Source organism: Flavobacterium frigidimaris, from assembly GCF_002217275.1.
GTDB lineage: Bacteria > Bacteroidota > Bacteroidia > Flavobacteriales > Flavobacteriaceae > Flavobacterium > Flavobacterium aquidurense.
The window spans coordinates 93633-119244 of the sequence record NZ_MUGV01000016.1; the positions used below are offsets into that span (position 1 = coordinate 93633).

Annotated in this window: 24 protein-coding genes and 2 tRNA genes; 14 read left to right on the forward strand and 12 right to left on the reverse strand. The window is 33.2% G+C overall.

The features are described from left to right. Window positions 1-98 precede the first annotated feature (98 nt). Both B0A65_RS09440 and B0A65_RS09445 read left to right on the forward strand, forming a co-directional pair. Window positions 99-740 carry an O-methyltransferase gene (locus B0A65_RS09440; protein WP_074659820.1) on the forward strand — a complete coding sequence of 214 codons (642 nt, stop codon included), beginning with the start codon at window positions 99-101 and terminating at the stop codon, window positions 738-740. A gap of 84 nt (window positions 741-824) precedes the next feature. Then, window positions 825-1556, forward strand: coding sequence for a phytanoyl-CoA dioxygenase family protein (locus B0A65_RS09445; protein WP_074659819.1), 732 nt, complete (start codon window positions 825-827; stop codon window positions 1554-1556). Window positions 1557-1608: 52 nt separating this feature from the next. On the opposite strand, the gene B0A65_RS09450 is transcribed toward B0A65_RS09445, so the two are convergent. The 7 genes from B0A65_RS09450 to B0A65_RS09480 form a co-directional block, all read right to left on the reverse strand. Further along, entirely contained in the window at window positions 1609-2172 is a 564-nt protein-coding gene (locus B0A65_RS09450) for a phosphatase PAP2 family protein (protein WP_074659818.1), read from the reverse strand. 2 nt (window positions 2173-2174) lie between these two features. After that, window positions 2175-2534, reverse strand: a complete 360-nt coding sequence (locus B0A65_RS09455; RefSeq protein ID WP_074659817.1) for a Sec-independent protein translocase subunit TatA/TatB — start codon at window positions 2532-2534, stop codon at window positions 2175-2177. Window positions 2535-2637: 103 nt separating this feature from the next. Further along, window positions 2638-4881, reverse strand: coding sequence for a M1 family metallopeptidase (locus B0A65_RS09460; RefSeq protein WP_074659816.1), 2244 nt, complete (start codon window positions 4879-4881; stop codon window positions 2638-2640). 66 nt (window positions 4882-4947) lie between these two features. Beyond that, on the reverse strand, window positions 4948-5454 hold the full coding sequence (locus B0A65_RS09465) for a DUF6702 family protein (protein WP_074659815.1): 507 nt from the start codon (window positions 5452-5454) through the stop codon (window positions 4948-4950). Beyond that, entirely contained in the window at window positions 5444-6205 is a 762-nt protein-coding gene (locus B0A65_RS09470) for a hypothetical protein (RefSeq protein WP_074659814.1), read from the reverse strand. The genes B0A65_RS09465 and B0A65_RS09470 overlap by 11 nt, the downstream gene beginning before the upstream one ends. Beyond that, window positions 6195-6920: a carboxypeptidase-like regulatory domain-containing protein gene (locus B0A65_RS09475; protein ID WP_074659813.1), complete on the reverse strand. Its 726-nt coding sequence runs from the start codon at window positions 6918-6920 to the stop codon at window positions 6195-6197. Before B0A65_RS09475 ends, B0A65_RS09470 begins: the two co-directional genes overlap by 11 nt. Continuing rightward, window positions 6907-7674 (reverse strand): carboxypeptidase-like regulatory domain-containing protein, encoded by a 768-nt coding sequence (locus B0A65_RS09480; protein WP_074659812.1) that lies wholly within the window; start codon window positions 7672-7674, stop codon window positions 6907-6909. The genes B0A65_RS09475 and B0A65_RS09480 overlap by 14 nt, the downstream gene beginning before the upstream one ends. A 162-nt stretch (window positions 7675-7836) precedes the next feature. On the opposite strand from B0A65_RS09480, the gene pepE reads away from it, so the two are divergent. Next, window positions 7837-8544, forward strand: a complete 708-nt coding sequence (gene pepE / locus B0A65_RS09485; RefSeq protein WP_074659811.1) for a dipeptidase PepE — start codon at window positions 7837-7839, stop codon at window positions 8542-8544. A gap of 143 nt (window positions 8545-8687) precedes the next feature. Here the strand turns inward: pepE and B0A65_RS09490 are convergent. Both B0A65_RS09490 and B0A65_RS09495 read right to left on the reverse strand, forming a co-directional pair. After that, a tRNA-Gly gene (locus B0A65_RS09490) sits at window positions 8688-8760 on the reverse strand. Window positions 8761-8865: 105 nt separating this feature from the next. Beyond that, window positions 8866-8938: transfer RNA gene (locus B0A65_RS09495), tRNA-Gly, on the reverse strand. A gap of 134 nt (window positions 8939-9072) precedes the next feature. Between B0A65_RS09495 and B0A65_RS09500 the strand changes: the two genes are divergently transcribed. Together B0A65_RS09500 and B0A65_RS09505 are read left to right on the forward strand one after the other, a co-directional pair. After that, entirely contained in the window at window positions 9073-9510 is a 438-nt protein-coding gene (locus tag B0A65_RS09500; protein WP_074659810.1) for a GNAT family N-acetyltransferase, read from the forward strand. Window position 9511: 1 nt separating this feature from the next. Beyond that, a complete protein-coding gene (locus B0A65_RS09505; RefSeq protein WP_074659809.1) occupies window positions 9512-11113 on the forward strand; it encodes a L,D-transpeptidase family protein in 1602 nt (533 codons plus the stop codon). On the opposite strand, the gene B0A65_RS09510 is transcribed toward B0A65_RS09505, so the two are convergent. Continuing rightward, on the reverse strand, window positions 11102-11824 hold the full coding sequence (locus B0A65_RS09510; protein WP_074659808.1) for a murein L,D-transpeptidase catalytic domain family protein: 723 nt from the start codon (window positions 11822-11824) through the stop codon (window positions 11102-11104). The genes B0A65_RS09505 and B0A65_RS09510 overlap by 12 nt on opposite strands. A 287-nt stretch (window positions 11825-12111) precedes the next feature. Here B0A65_RS09510 and B0A65_RS09515 point away from each other — a divergent pair, with 287 nt between their 5' ends. Continuing rightward, on the forward strand, window positions 12112-14541 hold the full coding sequence (locus tag B0A65_RS09515) for a DUF5916 domain-containing protein (protein WP_074659807.1): 2430 nt from the start codon (window positions 12112-12114) through the stop codon (window positions 14539-14541). 140 nt (window positions 14542-14681) lie between these two features. Then, window positions 14682-16199, forward strand: a complete 1518-nt coding sequence (gene gpmI / locus B0A65_RS09520; RefSeq protein ID WP_074659989.1) for a 2,3-bisphosphoglycerate-independent phosphoglycerate mutase — start codon at window positions 14682-14684, stop codon at window positions 16197-16199. A 154-nt stretch (window positions 16200-16353) separates the two neighbouring features. Here gpmI and B0A65_RS09525 read toward each other — a convergent pair whose 3' ends face one another. Continuing rightward, entirely contained in the window at window positions 16354-17607 is a 1254-nt protein-coding gene (locus B0A65_RS09525) for a DUF445 domain-containing protein (RefSeq protein ID WP_074659806.1), read from the reverse strand. Between the two features lie 259 nt (window positions 17608-17866). Here B0A65_RS09525 and map point away from each other — a divergent pair, with 259 nt between their 5' ends. From map to apaG, 7 genes are all read left to right on the forward strand, one after another. Beyond that, window positions 17867-18685 carry a type I methionyl aminopeptidase gene (gene map, locus B0A65_RS09530; protein WP_074659805.1) on the forward strand — a complete coding sequence of 273 codons (819 nt, stop codon included), beginning with the start codon at window positions 17867-17869 and terminating at the stop codon, window positions 18683-18685. A 69-nt stretch (window positions 18686-18754) separates the two neighbouring features. Beyond that, entirely contained in the window at window positions 18755-18964 is a 210-nt protein-coding gene (locus B0A65_RS23645) for a GxxExxY protein (protein WP_317044601.1), read from the forward strand. Window positions 18965-18983: 19 nt separating this feature from the next. Beyond that, entirely contained in the window at window positions 18984-19160 is a 177-nt protein-coding gene (locus B0A65_RS23650) for a GxxExxY protein (RefSeq protein WP_317044602.1), read from the forward strand. 42 nt (window positions 19161-19202) lie between these two features. Continuing rightward, window positions 19203-19976: a class I SAM-dependent methyltransferase gene (locus B0A65_RS09540; RefSeq protein WP_072975337.1), complete on the forward strand. Its 774-nt coding sequence runs from the start codon at window positions 19203-19205 to the stop codon at window positions 19974-19976. Window positions 19977-20085: 109 nt separating this feature from the next. Continuing rightward, window positions 20086-22986, forward strand: a complete 2901-nt coding sequence (locus B0A65_RS09545) for a DEAD/DEAH box helicase (RefSeq protein WP_074659804.1) — start codon at window positions 20086-20088, stop codon at window positions 22984-22986. Between the two features lie 266 nt (window positions 22987-23252). After that, the gene (locus B0A65_RS09550) at window positions 23253-24512 is read left to right on the forward strand and encodes a type IX secretion system plug protein (RefSeq protein WP_074659803.1); all 1260 of its coding nucleotides are present in this window, start codon (window positions 23253-23255) and stop codon (window positions 24510-24512) included. 79 nt (window positions 24513-24591) lie between these two features. Next, window positions 24592-24978 (forward strand): Co2+/Mg2+ efflux protein ApaG, encoded by a 387-nt coding sequence (apaG, locus tag B0A65_RS09555; protein ID WP_008467225.1) that lies wholly within the window; start codon window positions 24592-24594, stop codon window positions 24976-24978. Window position 24979: 1 nt separating this feature from the next. Here apaG and pdeM read toward each other — a convergent pair whose 3' ends face one another. After that, window positions 24980-25612, reverse strand: a complete 633-nt coding sequence (gene pdeM, locus B0A65_RS09560) for a ligase-associated DNA damage response endonuclease PdeM (RefSeq protein ID WP_074659802.1) — start codon at window positions 25610-25612, stop codon at window positions 24980-24982.

Sequence of the window (25612 nt, forward strand, 5' to 3'; positions counted from 1 at the left end):
AAACTGAAACCATTCGTTACAACGAGTGGTTTTTTTTATGCAAAAAAGCGAGCCGATATTTTTTGTATTTTTGCTCTCAAATTAGAAGATACTACAAGATGCATTTTATTTCACAAGACCTAGAAGATTATATCGAACAGCACTCTGAAAACGAACCAGAGTTGTTAGCCAAACTTAATAAAGAAACATACCAAAAAATCCTTTTACCAAGAATGCTAAGCGGACATTTTCAGGGACGTGTTTTAAGTATGTTGTCAAAATTAATTCGTCCGGTAAATATTCTGGAAATTGGAACTTATACAGGTTATGCCGCTTTATGCTTGTGTGAAGGAATGCAGGAAAATGGTCAGTTGCATACTATAGATATTAAAGAAGAATTAATTGATTTTCAGCGAAAATATTTCGATGCCTCGCCTTGGGGGAAGCAAATTTTTCAGCATTTAGGTGAAGCAGTTAATATTATCCCGACTTTGGAAGTAAAATTTGATTTGGTTTTTATTGATGCCGACAAAGAAAATTACCTGAATTATTGGGAAATGATTGTTCCTAAGATGAATAAAGGTGGCATTATTTTATCTGATAACGTTTTGTGGAGTGGAAAAATCCTTGAACCGGTTCATCCAAACGATCTTAGTACGAAAGTACTTTTAGAATACAATTTACTTTTGAAAAATGATCCAAGAGTAGAGACGGTTTTGTTGCCTATTCGTGATGGACTTACTGTTAGTCGTATTCTTTAGAAAAAAAAGGCTCTAAGGTGCTGAGACGCTAAGGTTCTAAGTTTATTTTAAACATCTGTAATTAAAATAACAATTATTTTCAAAATGAATTCTTTAAACGAAATAAACTCTGAAGGGTTTACAATTATAAATACTGTTTATACTGAAAATGAAATTGAAAAATTAATTTCGTTAATTGAAAATCAGACCGAAAATGATAGTACAAATGTGACATTCAGAAAATCCCAGGATTTGTTTGCCATCAGACAATTTCATAAAGAAATCCCTGAAACTTTGCCTTATATCTTCAATCAAAATTTAAAAGATATTATTGCCCATACTTTTGGAGAAGGCTACTTTATAACAAAATCCATCTATTTTGATAAACCGGAGAAATCAAATTGGTTTGTTGCTTATCATCAGGATTTAACCATTTCTGTTGATAAAAAAATTGAAATCCAAAATTTCGAAAACTGGACTATAAAACAGAATCAATTTGCAGTTCAGCCTCCAAAAGAAATTCTGGAAAATAATTTCACTATCAGAATCCATCTTGACAACACAACCAAAGATAATGGCGCTTTAAAAGTGATAAACGATTCACATTCAAAAGGAATTTTTAGAGTTGAAAACCTGGAAATTGAAAATGAAAAAGAAACTATTTGTGAAGTTAAAAAAGGCGGAGTTATGATTATGAAACCTTTACTTTTTCATGCTTCAAACAAAACCACAAATAACGAAAGAAGAAGAGTTATTCATATTGAATTTAGCAACCAAATTCTTCCAGATGGACTAGAATGGAGCGAGAAAATAGCTACTGAGATACTAAGCAGCTAAGCCACTAAGATTATACTAGCAGAAAACTCAGAACCTTAGAATCTTAAAAAAATTATCCCGGAAAATATTGTGGTTTTAATTTTCGATACACAAGATAGATCAACGATCCAAAAAGAGCTCCGAAGAAATATCCTGTAAGAATATCTCCAGGGTAATGCAATCCTAAATAAATCCGGCTATAAGCAAAGACTAACGGCCATAAAAACAAGAATCCCAAATACTTGAATTTACTTCTTAGCACCAAAAATAAAAATGTTGCTACTGCCATGGTATTCGCCGCATGACCAGAGAAAAAACTATACGAAGTTCTAACCTGAACTATACGAATAATTGATTTAAGATCAGGATTATTGCAAGGACGCAAACGTTGAAAAGTATGTTTAAATAAATTACATGTCTGATCTGTAAAAGCAATTAATACTGCAATGAAAAGAAGTATATACAAGGTTTGCTTTATACCTACCTTTTTATAAATAAGATAAAACAGGAATAAAAAAAAGGGTGTCCAATACAATTGATTGGTGATAATCAGCCAAAGTTTATCGTATGTTTCAGAACCTAAACCATTAAGATACACAAAGAGATTGATATCTAATTCTTGTATTTTTTCAAGCATAATTACATTTGACGTTTTACAGGTCCGGAGATGGTATCGATATCTTCTTTTACTTTGTCGATTTCTGTAGCGGTATCCCCTAACAGATTACCAGTCAAGTTAGTGGTATCGCCTAACAAATTAGTTTTTGCTTCGTTAATTTGGGCATTGATATTACCCGTGATATCTGTGAGAGCTCTTGAATCAAGACCATTAGCCTCTGCTCCTTTTTGAATTTCACTTTTAATATCGTTGGTCGCGTTTTTTAATTGCGCCATAGCTTTTCCCATTGTACGAGCTATTTCAGGCACTTTGTCAGAACCAAAAAGCATAAGTACTATAAACAGTATGAAAACTAATTCTCCTCCTCCTATACCAAACATATCTTATATTTTTATGTGCCACAAAGATATTAAATTTTGCAGCCGACTGTTTTAAAATTTACTTAAAAAAAAAAGACTCTTTTCAGAGTCTTCTTTTTTATTCTTAATCAAATTTTGACTTTTCTTCTACTTTTGGCCAAGAATTATTGGTCACATCAATATCAGCTGTCATTAATTTTGGATCTACCTGTATGCTTTTGATTGCTTTTTCAGTTGCATAAACTTTCTTAGCTGTATCATTATTTTTTCTCCAGATTTGAGCCGGATACTGGAAGTTTTGTTTTGAACCATCTTCGTAAGTGATCTCTACCAAAATTGGCATAATCATTCCGCCTGGTTTATTAAACTCTACTTCATAGAAATATTTAGGCGATTTTAAACTTGCTTTTTCTTCAGCAGTAAAACTTTGATTTACATAATCAGCCAATAATTTTACGTCGTCTACTTTCAAAGCTTTTTTCTTTGAAGCATTAACTTCCGCATTATCACTTGCAACTAAATAAACGAATGGTCCTTTATCGAATCCGAAACGTCCTTTCCTAACTTTTACATCTTTTAGATCAGCTGTTGGCGTATCAGAAACATAATATTGTTTTACGTCTTTAATTCCGATATCTACAAAATCTGTTGAATAAAACCATCCTCTAAAAAACCAATCTAAATCTACTGCAGAAGCATCTTCCATCGTTCTGAAGAAATCCTCAGGAGTTGGATGCTTGAACTTCCATCTGTTTGCATACGTTCTGAATGCATAATCAAACAATTCTCTTCCCATAACTACTTCTCTTAAGATATTAAGACCTGTAGCCGGTTTTCCGTAAGCGTTATTTCCAAATTGTGCGATCGTTTCAGAGTTAGACATAATTGGCTCTAAAAACTTTTGATCTCCACTCATATAAGGGACAATATTTTTTGCAGGTCCACGTCTTGAAGGAAAATTTGGATCTAATTCCTGCTCTGCCAAATATTCTAAAAATGAATTCAATCCTTCATCCATCCACGTCCATTGACGCTCATCTGAATTTACGATCATTGGAAAGAAAGTGTGTCCAACCTCGTGAATTACAACACCAATCATTCCGTTTTTAACTTCCTTGCTTGTTACTCCATTTTCATCAGGACGACCAAAATTCCAACAAATCATCGGATATTCCATTCCCTGATCTTCAGCTGAAACTGAAACTGCTTTTGGATAAGGATAGTCAAAAGTATGTGATGAATAGCTTTTTAGAGTATGAGCAACTGTCATTGTAGAAGTTTCTCCCCAAAGCGGATTTGCTTCTTTAGGATAAACAGATTCTGCCATAACAATTTTACCACCCAATTTTACAGCCATTGCATCGTAAATGAATTTTCTTGAAGAAGCAATACCGAAATCACGTACGTTTTTAGCACTAAATTTCCATGTTTTCTTCTTTTCAGAGAAACCTTTTTCAGCCGCTTCAGCTTCCGCCTGCGTAACGATTACAACCGGTTTATCAAATGATTTTTGAGCTTGCTCGTAACGTTTTACCTGTTCTGCAGTAAAAACTTCGCTTCTGTTTGTTAATTCTCCTGTTGCATCAATAACGTGATCTGCAGGAACTGTAATGTTTACGTCGAAGTTTCCGAAAGGAAGAGCAAACTCTCCGCTTCCCCAGAATTGCATATTTTGCCATCCTTCAACATCGTTATAAACTGCCATTCTTGGGTAGAATTGTGCAATTACATATAATTTATTTCCGTCTTTTTCGAATAATTCGTAACCAGAACGTCCGCCTTCTTTTCTATAATTATTGATGTTGTACCACCATTTTATAGCTAATGAAATTTTTTCTCCGGGTTTTAAAGGAGTTGCCAAATTAATACGCATCATCGTTTCGTTGATCGTATAGGACATAGGGCTTCCTTTGGCATCTTTTACTTGTTCGATATTAAAACCACGCTCTAGATCTTTTTTCAAATATTTGCTTGAAAAACCATCTAATGGCAGCACCTGATTGATTTTTTCGCTTTCAGCTAATGGCGCCTGAGTATTTGCTTTAGCCTGATTTTGATCCAACTGAATCCATAAATACTCTAAAGTATCAGGAGAATTATTTGAATACGTAATAACTTCAGACCCGCTTAATTTTGAATTTTTATCATCTAATTCGATATCAATTTTATAATCTGCCTGTTGTTGGTAATATGCAGGACCTGGTGCTCCTGAAGCCGTACGAAACATATTTGGAGTTGCCAGCAAATCATACATTTGACTGAATTTGTTGGTATCGTACTTACCTTGTTGTTTTGGGGCAACTGTGGTATTTTTTTCCTGCGCCATTAATAAGGCAGGAAAAATTAATAATAATGAAAGTTTTTTCATAAAAAGTAATGGGTAATTTTATCAGGGTGTGAAAATAACAATTAAAATGATAATTATATCCATTCATTAATACTTTAACACTTCTTTCCTTGAAGATTCTGTAAAGAGAACACTCTTTTTAGTGCCAAATGCTGAAATATGTGTAATGTTTTGCTGCTCAGCATTCCAATCTACTAAAATGGTGTTTGAAATCTCAAGTGTCTTAAATTTATCGATGTCTTTTATTCGGGAATAACAGACCAGTACATCACCAGCTTCAACCTCTTTAGACAAAAAAGTAATTGATTTTGGTTGCCCGTTTACTTTTATTGTAAAATTTTCCGAGAGGTACTTTTTAAACAATTCTAAATCTTCGGGTGTTTCTTTTTCTGTTCCAACAAAGGTTTTCTTATGGTATTTTTTCTCCATTCCGTTATTCAAATCATCGATAAAAATACGAGATGTAATTTGAATCATTTTTTTTTCGGCTGCATAATTCACCTGAAAAACCCCCATATAAAATTTATGAAAAGCAAACGAGGACAAGGATAAAAATAAAACCCCAATTAAGGGGTAAATTAATTTATTTTTCATTTTTGGAAACCGTAATATTCTTAAAATCTTTATTCTTGTTAATCATAAAATCGATTAACTGAAATTTATCATCTGGTTTTAAATATCGCTTAGATTCAGGATCATTGGAGCAATACATTAAAAACAACTCTATTTCATCATCTTTTAGATTTAATGTTTTATTGAAAAAATCGGGAGTGAAATTATCTTTTGCATAAGCCGTAAAAGCAATATCACTTATAACTTCTTCCTGAACCTCGTCATTTTTACGTAGAAGCTTCTTAACATCCTTAAATATTCGAACAAAATCTGTTCCGTATTTAATTGTCTGGTCAGAATACATTACATTATTCTTTGCTGTAGATTGTTTGTCATCTTCAAACTGCATATCTACTATTCCCTGAGAACCACTTGTAAGTGTTTTATCCTGTATGTCTTTATGAACCAAAACTTCTTTAAGCTGATTGTTTACTAAATCTAAAGGAACAGTAAAGAGAATTTGAGCACAATCTTTTTCTGTCAAAACAATCTTTCTGGATTGAAATGCCATTCCGGTAAAGAGCAACGTGTCTTTTGGCCTTGCCATAATATCAAATAATCCGCCAGAACCAATAAAAGTTCTAACATTGGCATTTATGTTCATTACATATCCGCTTTCGATAGCAAGCGATGTATTGGTCACTTTCCCGTGTAATGACCTTCTGGTTGAATTTTGTCCGAATGAGATTTGACAAAGCAGGCACAAAACGAGTATTCTTAGGCTATTTTTCATTTTCAAGGATTTTAAGATATTTTCTGGCTAATTCAGTTATTAAAAACATACTCATTGTTTTGTTTTTACTATTCAAAGATACGGCAAATTCAGAATCCTCTACACAATATAATTGAAATCCTTTAATATCTTCTAACGAAATCCTTAATCTTTCAGTATAATAATTGTCATCAAAAAGATATTCGAGCTTTCTAAAAAGCATTTCTTTCTTCTCTACTTTCACTTCTTTTTTAAGCATAGAAGTTCGCCCTGACATTGCATTTATTATTTTATCAACCGATGTTGATTTGGCTGTATAAAGTTTTCTTTCAGCCGGCGTATACGTTTTTTGACCGTGCGGCACAATTCCGAGATTTTCAGCGTTAATGCCCGCATTTTCATTCACAACAACCTCTTTCAGCTCGATTTGTTTCGCGGTCATCCTTATCTGAATTGAAACAGAATTTAAATCTTCTGTTGTAATTCTATGCTTTAAAGGTTCCATATTAACAGAAGAAAACACCAGAACGTCTCCTTCCTTTGCTACAATAGAAAACATTCCGCTTTCATCTGTAACAGCGGTAATTTGAGTATTATTATTGATAATATTCACACCTTCAACCGAGGATGATTCTTCAAATACCTGCCCAAGAATTTCTTTAGCACCAAAAGTTTGTCCAAATGAAATTTGAGCAATTAATAAAAATAGAATTAACAATGTATTATTTGTTCTCACCAGCCAATATTTCTTTGTATTTAACAGCTAATTCAGCTAACAAAAATTCCGTAGAAGTTTTATTTTTCGAATTTAAAATAACCGTAAACTTATCATTTTCAACAGCATAATACTCAAATCCTTTCACATATTCATTCGGAATTTTCAATCGGTTTACAAAATGATCCAGACTGAACATATTTTCCAGAAGCTTCATGAAAAATTCCTTTTTCTCTACAATCAATTCCTTTTTAAGCATTTTTGTTCTTCCTGATAAAAAATTCAGAAAAGGATCTGCAGAAACTGAACCACCAGCCATTCCACTTGCAGTAGCAGTAGCATCTAACGCAGTAGCAGTACGCAATTTTCTTTCACTTTCTGTATATGTTTTTTGATTAGAAGGAACAATCCCCAAAGCTACAGCATTAATATTATCGTATCTCCTTATAATTACTTCTTGCAACTGATGCATTACCAAACTAAGTCTCACAGTAAAATTAAGGTCCGTAAAATTTTCAGTGGTCAGAAGAACTCTGTTTTCTTTGAATTGAATAGAAGAAAAAACGAGTGTATCTCCAGGTTTAGCCTTGATTGAAAAAGATCCGTCAGCAGTTGTAGTTACCATAACTTCAGTTTGCGCATTTACCACATAAACACCTTCTAAATCGTTTGTATTCGAAACGACCTTACCGTTTACAATAGCGCGATCCTGATCTTGTGACCATGCAGCCTGACTTAAAACAACAACCAAAACGCATAAAACTTTGTTGATCAAAATGAAAAAATTATAATTACCGTTAAAAGTGTAAAAATATCTTAATGTGTTGCAAAATTAGTATTAACGGCTTGGTAAAAATATGTTAATTAAACGCTGTTTTTTTAGTCTGAAAAAAGAGTTTTTAATACCTTTAACCTAAACAATTTGAGTACAAAATTTATGAAAAGCATTATTATTGCCAGCACCTCAACCCTTCACGAAGGCAGTTATTTAGAATATGTATTACCTACTTTAACAGAACATTTTAAAAATTGCAAAAGCATCTTATTTATTCCTTTCGCGCGTCCGGGCGGCATCTCTCATAACGATTATACTGAAAAAGTAGCACAGGCATTTGCAACAATTAACATTTCAGTAAAAGGAATTCATGAGTTTGAAAATCCTGAAGAAGCAATAAAAAATGCAGAAGGAATATTTACCGGTGGCGGAAATACTTTTTTATTGGTTACACAATTATACAAACACAATATTATGCAGCTTCTTTCTGAAACTGTAAAAAACGGAACACCTTATTTAGGCACCAGCGCAGGCAGTAACATTTGCGGATTGTCTATGCAAACTACCAACGATATGCCAATTGTTTATCCGCCAAGTTTTCAAACTTTAGGATTGATTCCTTTTAATTTGAATCCACATTACTTAGATCCGGATTTACAATCAAAACATATGGGAGAAACGCGCGAGACAAGAATCAAAGAATTTCATGCTTTTAATGCAATCCCGGTTTTAGGCTTAAGAGAAGGAAGCTGGCTTGAAGTAAGCGGCAATAAAATTACTTTGAAAGGAAATTTGACTGCACGATTATTCAAACAAAACCAAAATCCGACAGAATTAGAAACAGAAAGCGATTTGAGCAACTTAAAATAGAAATTCCAAGTTTTAAAATTCCAAATTCCAAATCTTTACATTCATTTGTCTTAAACCTGGAATTTGGAATTTCAAAATATTGGGATTTACAATAACGGCTTAAAAGCAAAAATCCCCAAACAAATTGTTTGAGGATTTTGAAGAGCGAAAGACGAGGCTCGAACTCGCGACAACCAGCTTGGAAGGCTGGAGCTCTACCAACTGAGCTACTTTCGCATTAACAGGGTGCAAATATAAATAATTAAATCATTTAAAAAAATAAAAATCAATAAATATTTAACTTTGATAAAAAAACCGAAACAATTAAGTTCCGGTTTTTAGAGCGAAAGACGAGGCTCGAACTCGCGACAACCAGCTTGGAAGGCTGGAGCTCTACCAACTGAGCTACTTTCGCATTACTGGTGCAAATATAAAAAATAAGTTCAGTTCAAAACAAGCTTTTTTTCAAAAAAAATCAATTAAAAACAACAATTTCTTATAACCTATTTAAAACTAAAAAGTTATACACTCAATTATTTTTCATAAATTATGATTCAAATTAAAGAAATACCTTCAAAAGAAACTTATATCGTTCGCCAAGCTGTTCTCAGAAAAGGAAAACCGCCAGAAAGTTGTATCTTCGAAGGAGACGATTTAGAAACAACACATCATTTTGGTCTTTTTGATAATGAATATTTAACAGGAATTATTTCGTTATTCGATAAAATCAATCCTATATTTGCCGGGCAAAATCAAGCACAAATTCGCGGGATGGCTGTTTTAGAAACGCATCTGAAAAAAGGATTTGGAGAGACTTTAGTCAAATATTGTGAAACCTACTGCAATGAGAACAAAGTCGATTTGATTTGGTTTAACGCCAGAACCGCCGCTGTAGGCTTTTACAAAAAAATGGAATACCAACCCCTGGGTGCTCCATTTGATATTAAAGATGTTGGCGAACACTATTTGATGTTTAAAAAATTATAAAATGAAGAAACTTTACTTTCTTTTAATAGTATGTATTTTTATTAGTTGTAAAAAACAGGAACCGAAAGTCATTCCTGTAAAAAAAACAACACCACCTCCTGCAATTATACTTACTGATGAAAGAACAGTTTCTGTTGACACTACCCTGATAGGCGTTTTTAAAAGCAAAACACTTCAGGAATTTTACAACTCGTCAAACAATAAAACGGTTTGGGGAAATCTCAAAAAAAGGACTTATGTTTTAACTCAATTAAAAAATTCCAAAGTATTAGGTTTAGATCCGGACGATTACAAATCTGCAACACTTGAGAATTACGAAAAGAGAATCAGCAAACTTAGCGATAAAGAATTAGCAACTTTTGATATTTTGCTTACTTATAACTTCGAATTATATCTGAATCATTTGCACAAGGGCAAGCTGGATCCTAAAAAACTATACACAGATTGGGATTTGGAAGAGAAAAAGCTGGATGTCAATAGTGTGTTGATAAAAGCCTTTAACAAAAACAAATTAGACAGCATTGTTGAAAACATCCAACCAAAATCAGAAACCTACAAGCAACTTTTAAAAGCACTTGAAATTATTGATACATTTCCGGAAGACGACATCGAAATGATTACTACGGATTCTTTGACAAAGAAAATAACATTAAATGACAATAATCCCGCTTTAGTCAATATTAAAAAAAGGCTTTTATTTTGGGGAGATATGTCCGGAAAAGATAGTTTAAGTATAAACTACAATCAAAAGACATTTGAATCAGTAAAAAAATTTCAGGAAAGACATGGCTTAGCAGCTGATGGCGTAATTGGTCAGGGAACAATAAGTGCTTTAAATTATTCCAAAGAAAAAAGGAAACAACAAATCATTGCTAATTTAGAACGCTGGCGATGGTATAACAGTGATTTTGCTGAGAACTATTTCATCATCAATATACCAAATTATAGCCTGAACGTCGTCGAAAGCCAAGATACCACTCTGGTTCGCAATATTGTTGTTGGTACTAGTAAAAGAAAAACACCAATTATTACTTCGGTACTAAAAACGGTTGTTTTTAACCCAACCTGGACTGTTCCGCCAACCATTTTAAAAGAAGACGTGGTTCCTGCCATGAAACGCAATCGTAATTATTTAAAAAATAAAAACATTACGATATATGACACTACTGGTAAAGAAGTCGAGCCAAGCAAGTGGAATGAAAATAAACCCGGAAACTATAAATATGTGCAAAGTCCGGGATATAATAATTCATTAGGGTTAATGAAAATTCTTTTTCCAAACCACCATAGCGTATACTTACACGACACCAATCATCGTACTATTTTTGGAAGAAATAATCGTTCGTTAAGTTCAGGCTGTGTTCGTATTGAAAATCCGCTAGAGCTTGCAGAACACATTTTAAATGATAGCATTTCGACAAAGTGGCCGAAAGAAAAAATCGATTCAATTATTGAAACTAAAATCACGACTAATATCAGGATAACAAAAAAGTACGCTTTATACCAATGGTACTGGACAGCATGGAGCAAAAAAAATCAGCTCATTTTCAGAGCTGATATTTATAATTTAGATTCGGATTTGTATGCTAAACTAAGAAATTAGTCTTTCTTCCATCGCAAAACTCCTTGACGGATGGTAGATGAACAAACACGATTTATTTTTTATAGTCTCGATTATTTTATCTCTCAATTCAAAGGGAATTGCCGGACAACCCTGGCTTCTGCCTAATCTTTTATTATTTCTAATGAAAGATTCTGAAACGTAGTCTGCAGCATGCATTACAACGCCTCTTTCACGAGCATTGTCATTTACACCATTTTCCAAACCATCCAATCGAAGAGAAACGCCGTGTTTTCCCTGATAAATTTCGCCTGTAGCATAAAAACCAAGACTACTTTTATTAGAGGAATTATTGTTTGAAAAAGCAGATGCATATTCTTCGCCTGTATTTCTTCCGTGAGCAACCAAAGATTGAAACAAAACGGTGTTTGTAGCCAAATCAATTACCCAAAGGCGTTTGGTATTGGATGACAAACTAAAATCAATCAACGTTAGGATATCTTTTTGGATAACTCCTTTTTCTTTCAATAAATAAAATCCTTTTAAGGCTTCAGAGAAAGTCTTCAATTCAGGCAACTGATAGTTGTTAGGATTCAAGGTATGGTAGACACCTTCAATCTTAGCTTCGACACTTAGTTTTTCAACTTTGGCGATACTTTTAGTTACTTCTTTTTTAGTTTCGGGAGTGCTTTTTGAATCTTTACCAAAAGATAATAACAAAAACACGAACAGTGGATAAATTTTGTAAATCATTGAATTTCTTTAGGTTAATAACAAATTTGGGTTTGACAAAAGTATAAAAAAAATATGCCGCACAAAATAAATCCCTGCAAATCAAGCCTGTTTTGTTTAAATTTTAACAGATCAAAAACAAAAAATTAGCATCTTGACGTAAAAATCCTATTTTTGCCTATTATTTTAACTTTAATTACGTAACCATATACTTACAATATTAAAAAGATATAATTTTCACCTTTTAAAGTGTAACATTTAACAGAAATGAATGTCTATATTATCTCAAGTATCTTTCATCATACAAAATGAAAAAAGTAGTTTTCCTTTGTTTTCTGTTCTGTCTATCTTTCGGCTATAGCCAAAAGAAAGCCCTGCAAGCACAATCTACTTCGCAGTCCATTACTATTGATGGAAAACTAGATGAAACAGCCTGGGAGAACGTTCCAATTGCTTCTGACTTTATAATGTTTGAACCTGATAACGGGAAACCAATTCCCGAATCCCAAAAAACAGAAATCAAGGTTATATACAACAATGACGCTATTTACATTGGCGCTATGATGTATGATCATGAACCTAACAAGATTCTAAAAGAAATTTCGCAACGTGATAATTTTGGAACTGCTGATATTTTTGGCGTCTTCATTAACGGCTTTAATGACGGCCAACAGAATTTCGAGTTTTTTGTTTCTGCAGCTGATGTTCAGGGAGATTGTATTATGACAGATGCTATTGGCGAGGATTATTCCTGGGATGCAGTTTGGATTAGTAAAGCAAGAATAACGGATAAAGGCTGGATAGTGGAAATGAAAATTCCGTACGCCGCCTTGCGTTTCTCCGCAGAAAACAAACAAACCTGGGGAATTAATTTTTTCAGAGAAGTAAAAAGAGAACGTCGAAAATATACATGGAACTTGATTAATACCAAAATAGGAACATTCACCCAACAAAATGGTGAATTAACCGGAATTGAAAATATCAAACCTCCTACCCGATTATTTTTTATGCCTTACGCTTCTTATTATTTGAATGCTGCAGATGGCCAAAAAACGTACGGCACCATAAAAGGCGGTATGGATATCAAATACGGAATTAATGATGCCTTTACACTCGACGCTATTCTGGTTCCCGACTTTGGACAAACCAAATACGACGATCAGATTTTGAATTTGAGTCCGTTTGAACAACAGTTTAATGAAAACAGGGCTTTTTTTACTGAAGGAACCGATTTGTTTAATAAAGGAAATATCTTTTACTCGAGAAGAATTGGAGGCGCGCCTACCATTGATCCTGAATTAAACGACCATGAAGAAGTCTATGAAACAGTTCAGAATGTGAACCTAATTAATGCCTTAAAAGTTTCGGGAAGAACCAAAAACGGATTGGGAATTGGAATTTTGAATGCCGTTACTGAAAAAACTTTCGCCACTATTAAAGATACTATTTCAGGCGATACAAGAAAAATAGTTGTTGAGCCCTTAACCAATTATAATGTATTAGTTTTAGACCAGCGTTTCCGTAAAAATTCTTCGATAACCTTTATCAATACAAATGTTACAAGAAACGGACATTACAGAGATGCCAATGTCTCCGGTTTAGTTTGGGATTTAAATACCAAAGCAAATACCTACAATTTATCCGGGAATATAAAATACAGTACCATCAATCTTGATGAAAACAAAACCGGAGTTTTCTCTACAATTGGTTTTGCTGAAACCAGTGGAAAATACCGTTACAGCATAGGTAGTGATTTTGTGACAAAAGGTTACGACCCGAACGACCTCGGAATTAATTTTTACACCAATTATTATAATTTCTACGGAAATGCAAATTATAGAATCCTAAACCCAACAAAACTTTTTAATAGTTTCAAGGTCAACTATAATATGTATGCTGAATTCAATAAAGAATCCGGCAAAGTACAAGACAATAATATTGAGGCAAATGTAAACCTGAGTACGGTAAAAAATAATTATTACGGCGGGGGCATTACCGTATTTCCTTTGGTATCTCATGATTATTATGAACCTAGAGCTGATAATCGTTATGTTATTATCCCGAGAAGAATAGAAGCCTGGGGAAGTATTTCTACCAATTACAACCATAAATTTGCTATCGATATAAATCCTTCAATCGCTATTGCTGATGAACCTGGAAGAATGGCATATGGTTTTGATATTGGTCCAAGATATCGCTTTAGCGATAAACTTTTAATGGTTTATACCTTTAGTTTTTTCAGAAAAAACAACAATAAAGGTTATATCGACGGCTATGATGATGATGGCAATGAAAGCACTCCGGAAACTATTGTTTTTGCTAATAGAAATGTAATTACCTACTCTAATACCATTACCGGGAAATATGCTTTAAACAGTGCAATGACTTTAAATTTAGCGCTTCGTCAATATTGGTCGTATGCTGAAAATAACGACATACTTGAATTGCAGCAAGACGGAACTTTAACGCCTTATCCTCAATATACAGAGAACAAAAATTCGAGCTTTTATTCCTGGAATGCTGATTTATCGTATTCATGGTGGTTCGCACCTGGAAGTCAGGTTTCGGTTTTATATCGTAATAGTGCATCTAATTTTGAGCGCATTATCGATAAAGAATTTAAAGGCAATGTAAATGCATTACTCAACAACGATGCTTTAAAACATATTTTTTCAGTCAGCGTAAAATATTTTATCGACTATAATGCTGTCAAAAATAAGTTCAGAAAGAGAGCTTAGCGTGAATTAATTTTAAAAAATAAAGACTTCTGTAATTAAATTATTATTTTTTCATACGCTTCATTTTATTAAACATAAATGTAACATAGCTTTCTTTGCACATTTTAGAAATGGCTTATCTTTGTAGAAAACAAGAAATAATGAACAAGAAAGTTATCCTTATGATTTTAGACGGTTGGGGAAAATCTCCTGACCCTAAAGTATCCGCAATAGACAATGCAAATGTTCCTTTTATAAACAGTCTTTACAAAAATTACCCAAGCGCTCAACTTCGCACCGACGGATTAAACGTAGGTTTACCTGAAGGTCAGATGGGAAATAGCGAAGTGGGACATATGAATCTTGGTGCCGGAAGAATTGTGTATCAGGATTTAGCCAAAATTAACCTTGCCGTTGCACATCAAACATTAGCCAAAGAACAAGTTTTGGTTGATGCTTTTACATACGCTAAAGAAAACAACAAAAAAGTACACTTTTTAGGATTAGTTTCTGACGGAGGTGTTCACTCGCATACTTCTCACTTACGCGGATTAATTGATGCTTCTCAGGAATATGGTTTAGATCAGGTTTACGTTCATGCCTTTACAGACGGACGTGATGTTGACCCAAAATCAGGAGCAAAATACATTCATGATTTAGAAGAGCATATTAAAGATACTCCTGTAAAAATTGCTTCAATCATTGGTCGTTATTACGCCATGGATCGCGACAAACGTTGGGAACGTGTGAAATTAGCTTATGATTTAGTAGTTAACGGAACCGGAACTCCATCAAAAAACGCAGTGGCAAGTATTCTTGATAGCTACGCACACGATGTTACTGACGAATTTATTACGCCAATTGTTATGGTTGATGAAGAACAGAAACCTTTGGCTACAATTGTTGAAGGTGATGTTGTTATCTTCTTTAATTTTAGAACAGACAGAGGTCGCGAACTTACAGAAGCGCTTTCGCAACATGATTTCCATGAGCAAAACATGCACAAATTAAACTTGTATTATGTAACGCTTACCAACTACGATGAAACATACCAAAACGTAAAAGTCGTTTACAATAAAGATAATATTACTGAAACGCTGGGTGAAGTTTTAGAAAAAGCGGGTAAAACGCAAATTCGTATTGCTGAAACAGAGAAATATCCACACGTTACCTTTTTCTTTTCTGGTGGAAGAGAAACTCCTTTTGAAGGTGAATCAAGAATTTTGAGAAATTCTCCAAAAGTTGCTACTTATGATTTACAGCCAGAAATGAGCGCCTATGAGTTGACTGCTGCTCTTGTTCCTGAATTAAATAAAGGCGAAGTAGATTTCGTTTGTTTGAATTTTGCAAACGGAGACATGGTTGGGCATACCGGAATCATGAGTGCTGCAATTCTTGCGTGTGAAGCTGTTGATGCTTGTGTAAAACAAGTTATTGAAGCGGCTCTTGCCAATGATTACACTACAATTGTAATTGCCGATCACGGAAACTGCGAAACTATGATCAATCCTGATGGAAGTCCTAACACAGCGCACACAACGAATCCTGTGCCGATTATTTTAGTTGACAAGAATTTGAAAAACATTCAAAATGGTGTTTTAGGAGATATTGCCCCAACAATTTTAGAATTAATGGGAGTTCCTCAGCCAAATGCAATGACTTGTCATTCATTATTATAGAAAAACCACTTTTTTTAATACAAAAAGAGACAAGTCTGAAGACTTGTCTCTTTTTTGTTTTTATTGATTTTCATATAAGTCTTAAAAGTTCATTTAAAAAGAACACTTAAAAGCATCCCCTATGATTAATTATATGCCCTATGGTTTAAATTAATCACATTACAAAATAATGATAGGTCCATTCGACTGCATAAATCACAAGTCCAATTAAGCCTCCAACTAAAGTTCCGTTTATTCTGATATATTGAAGATCCTTTCCTATTTCTAATTCCAATTTTTCAGAAACTTCCTTTCCGTCCCAGCTTTTAACGGTTGATGAAATTAAATCTCCAATTACTTTTTTATTATTCAGGAGCACTGCTAATAAATCATTTTTGATAAAATTATTGATTTTGTCAATCATTACAGGATCTTCTTTGATTCCATTTCCGAAACCCTGAATCAAACTTGAAATACTATTTTTGATGGAAGATGCATCGCCTTTTTCTAAATCATTTGAAATTGACAATTTTATTTCGTCCCAAATTCCGTTAATGTAATCCTGAACTTCTTTTTTGCCTGCAAAACCAAGAATTAGATTATTGATTTTGATTCTCATTTCTTCGGAGTTTTTTACTTTTTCGAGGAAGTCAGCAATGTATTCGTCTATCTTAATTCTAATTTCACTTTCCGGTTTTTTAGCTTCATCCAAAAACTCTTGCAATCCATTAAAAACACCTTCTGAAATGCTCTTATCGGCCAGACCAAAACTCAAAAAAGGCGTTGATGCTTTTACTTTTTTCCGAATCAGATCTTTATTATTAGCCAATTCTGAACTCATAACTTCAAGAAGATTTGTCAGTAATTGATCTTTTACATTTCCTTTCTGTAAAGGTTCTAACGCCAGCGCGACCCAATCTCCAAAATTAATTGCTTCTAATTTCTCTTTGAATTGAAACTGAATAAAACGTTTTATATCTTCATCTTTTATCGTTTTTAAAACACCCGGAATAATATTTACGGCAACCAAATTGGCAATTTTATTAGCGTTTTCTTCTTGTGAAAGCCAATCTGAAGCCTTTGTGGCAAAGTTGAATTCTTCTAATTTAATTTCTAATTTCTCCCGATTCAGAAATTCTTCTGAAACAAAATTTCCGAGATTTTCACCAATTTCATTTTTCTTAGTGGGGATAATTGCGGTGTGCCAAATCGGAATTCCGAGTGGATGGCGGAATAAAGCCACAACTGCAAACCAATCGGCGATTCCTCCCACCATTGCGGCTTCGCTAAAAGCCTGCAACATTGGAATCTTAAAATAAATAGCAATTATAAATAGTAGTACCGCAACGCCTAAAAGCGACAAAGCATTTGCCTTCATTTTCTTTAAAGCTTTTACTTTGACTATATCCTGATCTGTAGAAATTTCCATGATTGTAATCGTTTTTACTACTAATTTACGTTTTTTAAGTCAAATACTAAGCTGAAAAACGTTGAAATCAAGAAGTGCAAAAAAAGGTTTGCCACGAATTTTACTAATTTTCACTAATTTTTTCCTCCGAAAACTTTAAAAACAATGAACTCTCAAAATTCAATTTTTTTATTAAAATTGAATTCATGCTAATTCGTTAAATTCGTGGCGAAAAATTTGTATAAATATCGTACTTTTGCGAACTGAAAATCTGAAAAATATGATTATCCAAAAAAGTAGAGAAGAGATTGAGTTAATGCGCGAAAGTGCTTTGATCGTATCTAAAACATTAGGAATGATTGCTTCTGAAATTAAAGAAGGAGTTACCACATTATATCTTGACAAATTAGCCGAGGAATTTATTCGCGATCATGGTGCAGTACCAAGCTTTCTTGGATTGTATGATTTCCCGAATTCTCTTTGTATGAGTCCGAATGCACAGGTGGTACATGGAATTCCAAACAATACTCCTTTGAAAAGCGGAGACGTTATTTCAGTAGATTGTGGTGCATTCAAAAATGGATATCACGGTGATCATGCTTATAGTTTCGAGATTGGAGAAGTTGCTCCGGAAGTTAAAAAACTTTTGCAGGTTACTAAAGAATCGCTTTATGTTGGAATCAGGGAATTTAAAGCTGGAAATCGCGTAGAAGATGTTGGAAATGCGATTCAAAAATATACGGAATCTCACGGTTACGGTGTTGTTCGTGAATTGGTAGGTCATGGTGTAGGACAAAAAATGCACGAAGAACCAGAAATGCCTAATTACGGAAAACGTGGTCGTGGAAAACTTTTTGTTGAAGGAATGGTGGTTGCAATCGAGCCTATGATCAATATGGGAACCAGAAACATCAAACAATTAAAAGATGGCTGGACAATCTTAACTGCGGACGGAAAACCAAGTGCGCATTTCGAACACGACGTGGCATTAATTGATGGAAAACCAGAATTATTATCAACTTTTCAATACATCTACAAAGCATTAGGAATCGAAAGCAATGAAGAAGATGAATTCAGAAGAGTGCCGTTAATTTTATAGTTATTCCACAGAGATTCACAAAGATATACGCCAAGATTCACAAAATTTTTTATTTACCAGCCTTTTAAAATGTTTGAGGAAAACAATGAATCTCGTAATAGATTAGATGCAATTACATATAAAATTATAGGTTTAGCTATTGAAGTACATAAACAGCTTGGTCCAGGTTTATTAGAGTCAGCTTATCAGGAATGTTTGTATTATGAAATTGTAAATTCTGGTTTGATTGCTGAAAAAGAGAAAATTTTACCAAATAGTTTACAAAGACATAAGACTTGATCATGGTTATAGAATTGATTTGCTGATTGAGAATACAATTGTAATAGAATTGAAAACTGTCGAAGCTTTTACGGATGTACATTTTGCTCAGATATTAACCTATTTAAAACTTGGCAATTATCCATTAGGCCTTCTTATTAATTTTGATTCAAAAATTTTAAAAAACAACATAAAAAGATTTATAAACACTTTGTGAGCCTCTGTGTCTCCTTTGTGTAACTCTGCGAAATAACCCCCAATGAAAAAACTATTCAAACTAGTACTTAATACAATACCGCGTCCCTTATTAATTCGTTTGAGTTATGTGGCGCGTCCAATTTTGGCTTTATCTTTAAAAGGAGATAAATTTACTGATCCTATTGATGGGAAAAGTTTCAGATCGTTTTTACCTTACGGATACGGAAAGCAACGTAATAATGTGCTTTCTCCAAGTACACTTTCGTTAGAAAGACACCGTTTACTTTGGTTGTATTTAAACGATCAGACTGATTTTTTTACAGCGCCAAAAAAAGTGCTTCATTTTGCACCGGAACAAGCTTTTTATAAATTATTCCGCAAGCAAAAAAATCTGGATTATACCACAACCGATTTGTTTTCGCCTTTGGCAGATGTAAAAGCAGATATCTGTAATTTACCATTTAAAGACAACGAATACGATGTGATTTTATGTAATCACGTTTTAGAACATATTCCGGATGACACAAAAGCAATGCAGGAATTATTCAGAGTCTTAAAACCAGGCGGAATGGCGGTTTTGCAAATTCCACAGGATTTATCGAGAGAAGTTACTTTTGCTGATGATACGATTACAGATCAAAAAGAACGTGCTAAAATATTTGGACAATACGATCACGTACGTATTTATGGTCGTGATTATTTTGACAAATTAAGAAGTATCGGTTTCATCGTAATCGAAGAAGATTACACCAATAAAATTGCACCAGAATTGGTAGAGAAATATTGTTTAGCAAAAGGAGAAATTATTCCACTTTGCTTTAAACAGGAAAACTAAAGTTTTCCAACCTATAAGTTCATTTAAAAAGTTTTCAAATTATTAATTATTTTGAAAACTTTTTACTTTTTAGCCTATCCCAAATTACAACCAAACCACAGCCCTACTCTTGGAACCAAAATCATTTCAATTTTGTTTTGACGTCAGTTTTGATAAAAATCTGAATACTTATATTCCAACATCTTATATAGTTGAGAATACTACTGATATTAAATATTTAGACAAAAAAGCAAGTAAAAATGTACTTGAAAGTTTTGGAATTGTTTTTGAAAATTTAGATTCCAATGCAAAAAAAATACTGACCGCTTGCGAATCCTTAAAGCCTGACTTTATTTTCAAAAAATTCAGCGCCAAAATCAAATCAGCAAAGACAATTTCGGACTTGCAAAAAGATTCCAAAATTGATTTTGCCATTCGTCAGCACTTAAAATTTAATTTAGAATCCTTTTATAATTTAATTGTACAGGAACAATTTCCGTTATCCCTTGATATGGGAATCGAAAAGGACTTTTATCGTTCAAGAATCAATATTGATCCATTATATTTTGAACCTCAAATTCAGTTTGACAAACACTCCGAAGGCATTACCTATACTTTATCTTTAAAAGAAAACGAAACTACATTTTTACCAATGAACAGTAGTGTTGATATTCTTTTGGATGAACCTGGCTGGTTAATAATTGATAAAAAATTAGGAAAGCTAAAAGACCTGAATTCCAAGAAACTTTCTCCTTTTTTAAAGAAAAAATCAATTGAAATACCATCAAAATTAGTTGATGATTATTTTAAAAGTTTTATTCCTGAAATAGCTAAAAAAATTGACATTGAAGCAAATGGCTTTGAAATTGAACTTCGTGATAAAATTATTTCCTGTACGATTCAGCCTGTTTACGATTTCTTCAAAAACTGTTATTATCTCAATCTTTATTTTGATTATAATGGCCATTCATTTGATGCCAGTAAAACTAAAAAGACACATTCGTTTGTTGATTTCAGCGTTGTCAATGAACCTAAAATAATTCAGTTTAAACGAAGCTCTGAGGAAAGTTTATATACAGACAAATTGCTGGAACTTGGTTTAACAAAAATCAAAAACGAATTATTTGGGTCAAATTCAGACGCCGAACTTCATGATCCTTATGCCAATATTCAATTTGTTATTGACCATAAAGAAGAGCTTGAAAATTTAGGTTTTACTATCCAAAATTTAAAACTGGAAAGCAAAGAAATCATTACCGAAAGTCATACTGTTTTAGCTTCAAAAGAAGAAACAAAAGAAGATTGGTTCGACATTAAAATCATGATTACGATTGGAGTTTTCACTATCAATTTCAGCGAAATTATTCCGAATATAAAAAGCAAGGAAAGGCTCTTTTTGTTGCCTGATGGAAACTATTTTCTGATTCCGCCAGAATGGCTCAGTAAATACAGTTCGCTGGCAAAATTAGCTAAAACAGAAAACGAAAATCTTCTTTTGCGCAAAAGTAATTTTACGGCTTTGGATACAATTCCTGAAATCAAAAATGATGTAATTCAAAAAGCAGAATATACCGCTTCTGATTTACTAAAAGCAACGTTGAGACCGTATCAAGTTGAAGGTGTACAATGGCTTTTAGGTCATTTCAACTCCAATTTAGGTGCTTGTCTGGCTGACGATATGGGACTTGGTAAGACATTACAAACCCTTGCCGTTCTGGTTGCCGTACAGGAACAATTAGGTTTTACAACTAAAACCACGAATTTTGATTTGTTTGCAAACGAAACAACTATTGAAAGAGAACCTTTAAAAACCCTGATTGTTTTACCTTCTTCATTGGTTTTTAACTGGTATAACGAATCTTCAAAATTTACGCCTCATTTTTCAAAAATGCAGTATGTTGGTAATGATAGAAAACTGTTAGCAAACAGATTAGCATCAACAGATTTAATTTTTACGAGTTACAGCATTGTACATCGTGATATTTCAATTTTAGAAAAATACAATTTCCGTTATTTAATATTAGACGAAAGTCAATACATTAAAAATAAAAATTCTAAGATTTTTAAAGCCATTAATAAAATAAGTACGGCGCATAAAATTGCCTTAAGCGGTACACCTATCGAAAATTCGCTGGACGATTTATGGTCACAAATGCAATTTATAAATCCGGATATTCTTGGAACTTATACTTTTTTCGCAGAAAACTTTAAAATTCCGATTGAGAAAAAGCAGGACGAAAACAGTTTATCTGAATTAAAAAATTTGGTTCAGCCGTATATTTTGCGACGAACAAAAGAACAGGTTTTAAAAGATTTACCGGAATTGACAGAGCAGATTTATTATTGTGATATGGATCCTGAACAGGAAAAATTATATGAACAAGAAAAATCAAAAGCTCGTAATTTTCTATTAAAAACAGACGGATCCAGTCCTGATAAAATTAGCATTATCAACACGCTGATGAAGTTAAGACAACTGAGTAACCATCCTAAAATGGTCGATCAGGAGTCGGAAATTGATTCCGGGAAATATATTGCAGTTACTAATTATCTGGAAAATTTAGTTAAAGGAAAACAAAAGACTATTATTTTCAGCTCATTTGTTACCAATCTGAATTTTTACACCGATTGGTGTAAGGAAAATAAAATAAAATATTGTGAAATTACAGGCGAAACTCCGGCCAGTAAACGAGAACAACAAGTAAAGCAGTTTCAGGAGAAAGAAGATCCTTTGTTGTTTTTTATTTCGCTTAAAGCCGGTGGTGTTGGTTTGAATATAACCAAAGCTTCTTATGTTTTGTTTTTAGATCCGTGGTGGAATCCTTTTGCAGAAAAACAAGGAGTTGGAAGAGCGCACCGAATTGGACAATTAAATAAAGTAAATGTGATCCGGTTTATTTCTAAAAATACGGTAGAAGAAAAAATAATCAAACTACAGGAAAACAAAAAGCTGTTATCTGACTCACTTTTAGAGGAAAGTTATATCAATGATGAAATCGAAGTTAATTTGAAATACATTTTGGGGTCCTGATAAATTGTTCTTAAAACCAATAAAATGCCTTATTTTTCGTTGTATAAATTGTTATATTTACAATCTTACAAACACGTTGCGTATAGTTTAAATACATAAAAACATAGGTTTTATTAAGTGTTTAAAAGAATGCAAAAGAGAAATATATTGCTATCACATAGCCAGCTTTGTGTCTTTTAAATTAGTGAAACGCCTTTTTTGAGATTGCATCTATGTTTCTGTGTGTTTAACAAATTATGCGTAACGAGTTCATACAATTTAATAAGATGTCAAAATTTTTGTTTCAAAGTTTACTTTTACTTTTCATTTTTACTTCGGCGAAAGCCCAGGAGGTACAAACCGAAGTTACTCCTCCCTATAACATTAAAACCGTTTCATTTGTGCAGAATGGAAGTAATGTAGTGCCGATTTTCGAATTAGGATCTTTATTTGAATTACAATTTGATGATTTGTTTGGGAATGAAGCCAATTATTATTTTGATGTAATTCATTGTGATTATAACTGGATTCCGACTGACATTCCGAAAACAGATTATGTTCGTGGTTTTGACAATCAAAGAATAACTGATTACTCGAATTCTTTTAATACGTTACAGTCTTTTTCGCACTATCGTCTTTCTTTTCCAAATCAGTTTACAACCCAATTGCGAATTTCAGGAAATTATATGTTAAGAATTCTAAATGAAGACAGAGAAGTCGTTTTCTCTAGAAAATTCATTTTATTCGAAGATCATTCAACGGTTGGAGCTTTAGTAAAACGAAGCCGTAACCTCAGCAATATTGATTACAAACAAAATCTTGAATTTACAGTACTCTCTAATGACATTGTTTTTCAGACCCCTTTGCAAAACGTAAAAGTGTTATTAATACAAAATGGAGATTTTAACACCACTATCAAAAATATTGCTCCACAATATACTATTGGAAACCAAATGGTTTACAAATACGATAAGGAGACACAGTTTTGGGCTGGAAATGAATTTTTATATTTTGAAAATAAAGACATTCGTGCTGCCAGCAATAATGTTGCAAAAGTAGGTTCAGCGAATGATATTTACAGTTCTTTTTTATATACAAATGGAGCGAGAGCCAACCAGATTTATACCTTATACGAAGATGTAAACGGAAACTTTGTTGTAAAAAACATAAACGCCTCTAATAATGAGATCGAAGCAGATTATGCCTGGGTTTATTTCAGTCTTTCGGCTCCGGCTTTCCAATTAAACAAAGACATTTATATTGTTGGAATGTTCAACAACTACAGCTTATCTCCGGAATACAAAATGGACTATAATGAAAAGAAAGGAATTTACGAAAAAGCAGTCATGATCAAACAGGGTTTTACTAATTTTGAGTATCGTGTAGCCGATAAAAAAGGCGTGATTGACTATGAAAATGCTATCGATGGAAATTTCTATCAGACAGAAAACGAGTACACTATATTGGTTTATTACAAACACAGTTCAGATCGCTACGAGAGAGTAATCGGAAAAGGAAATGCAAACTCAATAAATATCACCAATTAAAACATTGTTAAAGGATTTCTTTGAACGATTTTTTTTCGTAAGTTTGCATCTATAACACTCACATATATACTACGTTAGTATGGTTTCTCAGATTACAAGAGGCATAAAAATATCAGTTTTGACTAGTTTTGAAGGTACTTACTTCAAGAACTACAAGATTCATTTTGCTTTTAGTTACGTAGTTACAATTGAAAACCATAGCAAAGATTCAGTACAATTAACTTCTCGTCACTGGGAAATTTTTGATTCTCTTAACGACTTAGAAGTTGTTGACGGAGAAGGTGTTATTGGCAAAAAACCCGTTTTAAAACCGGGAGAAAACCACACTTATAGCTCAGGCTGTTTATTGTCATCTCCTTACGGAGCAATGAAAGGTCATTTTAATATGATCAATTTTACTACTACCAAAACATTCAAAGTTATTGTTCCGACTTTTAGAATGTGTGCTCCTTTTGCCTTGAATTAATTCAGCGTTTTATTTCTATTACTTCTTCTTTTGTAATGGCATATATTTGGTCATTTTCTTCGGGAATGATATAAAAATTACCTGTAAATTCGCCAAATGCAGGAAAAATCATTTGATTTGGTTTTCTAAAAAAACACGATAAACTCAAAAACTGCCTGCCCATTCCCTTTAATTTAATTCCGGGATGAATGTGTCCACAAAAATTAAACAACTTTTCTCTTTCTGATGGATGGTGCGTCAGCAAAAAATCGTGAATAATCAATTCCTGACTAACTTCGATATTCAAGTCTAAATAATACTGTTTCGAAATGATATCGTGATTCCCTTCAATCAAAATAATTTTCTGAGAGTGTATTTTTGTCCATTCTGAAAAAAAATTCCATTCTTTATTAATTTTGCTGTGAAATAAATCTCCTAAAAAAATAATAGTTTCAGAATCGAATAAGTCTAAAACAACATTCAATCTGGCAAAATTTTCTAATATCGCTTTTTCAGGAATAGCCATTCCGTGTTTTCTAAAATGGCCAATCTTTCCTAAATGCAAATCCGAAATGAAGAGTATTTTTTCTTCTTCCCAAAAAGCAGCACCGGATTGATGTAAAACGAAATTTTGATTTTTGATTGTAATCTTCAT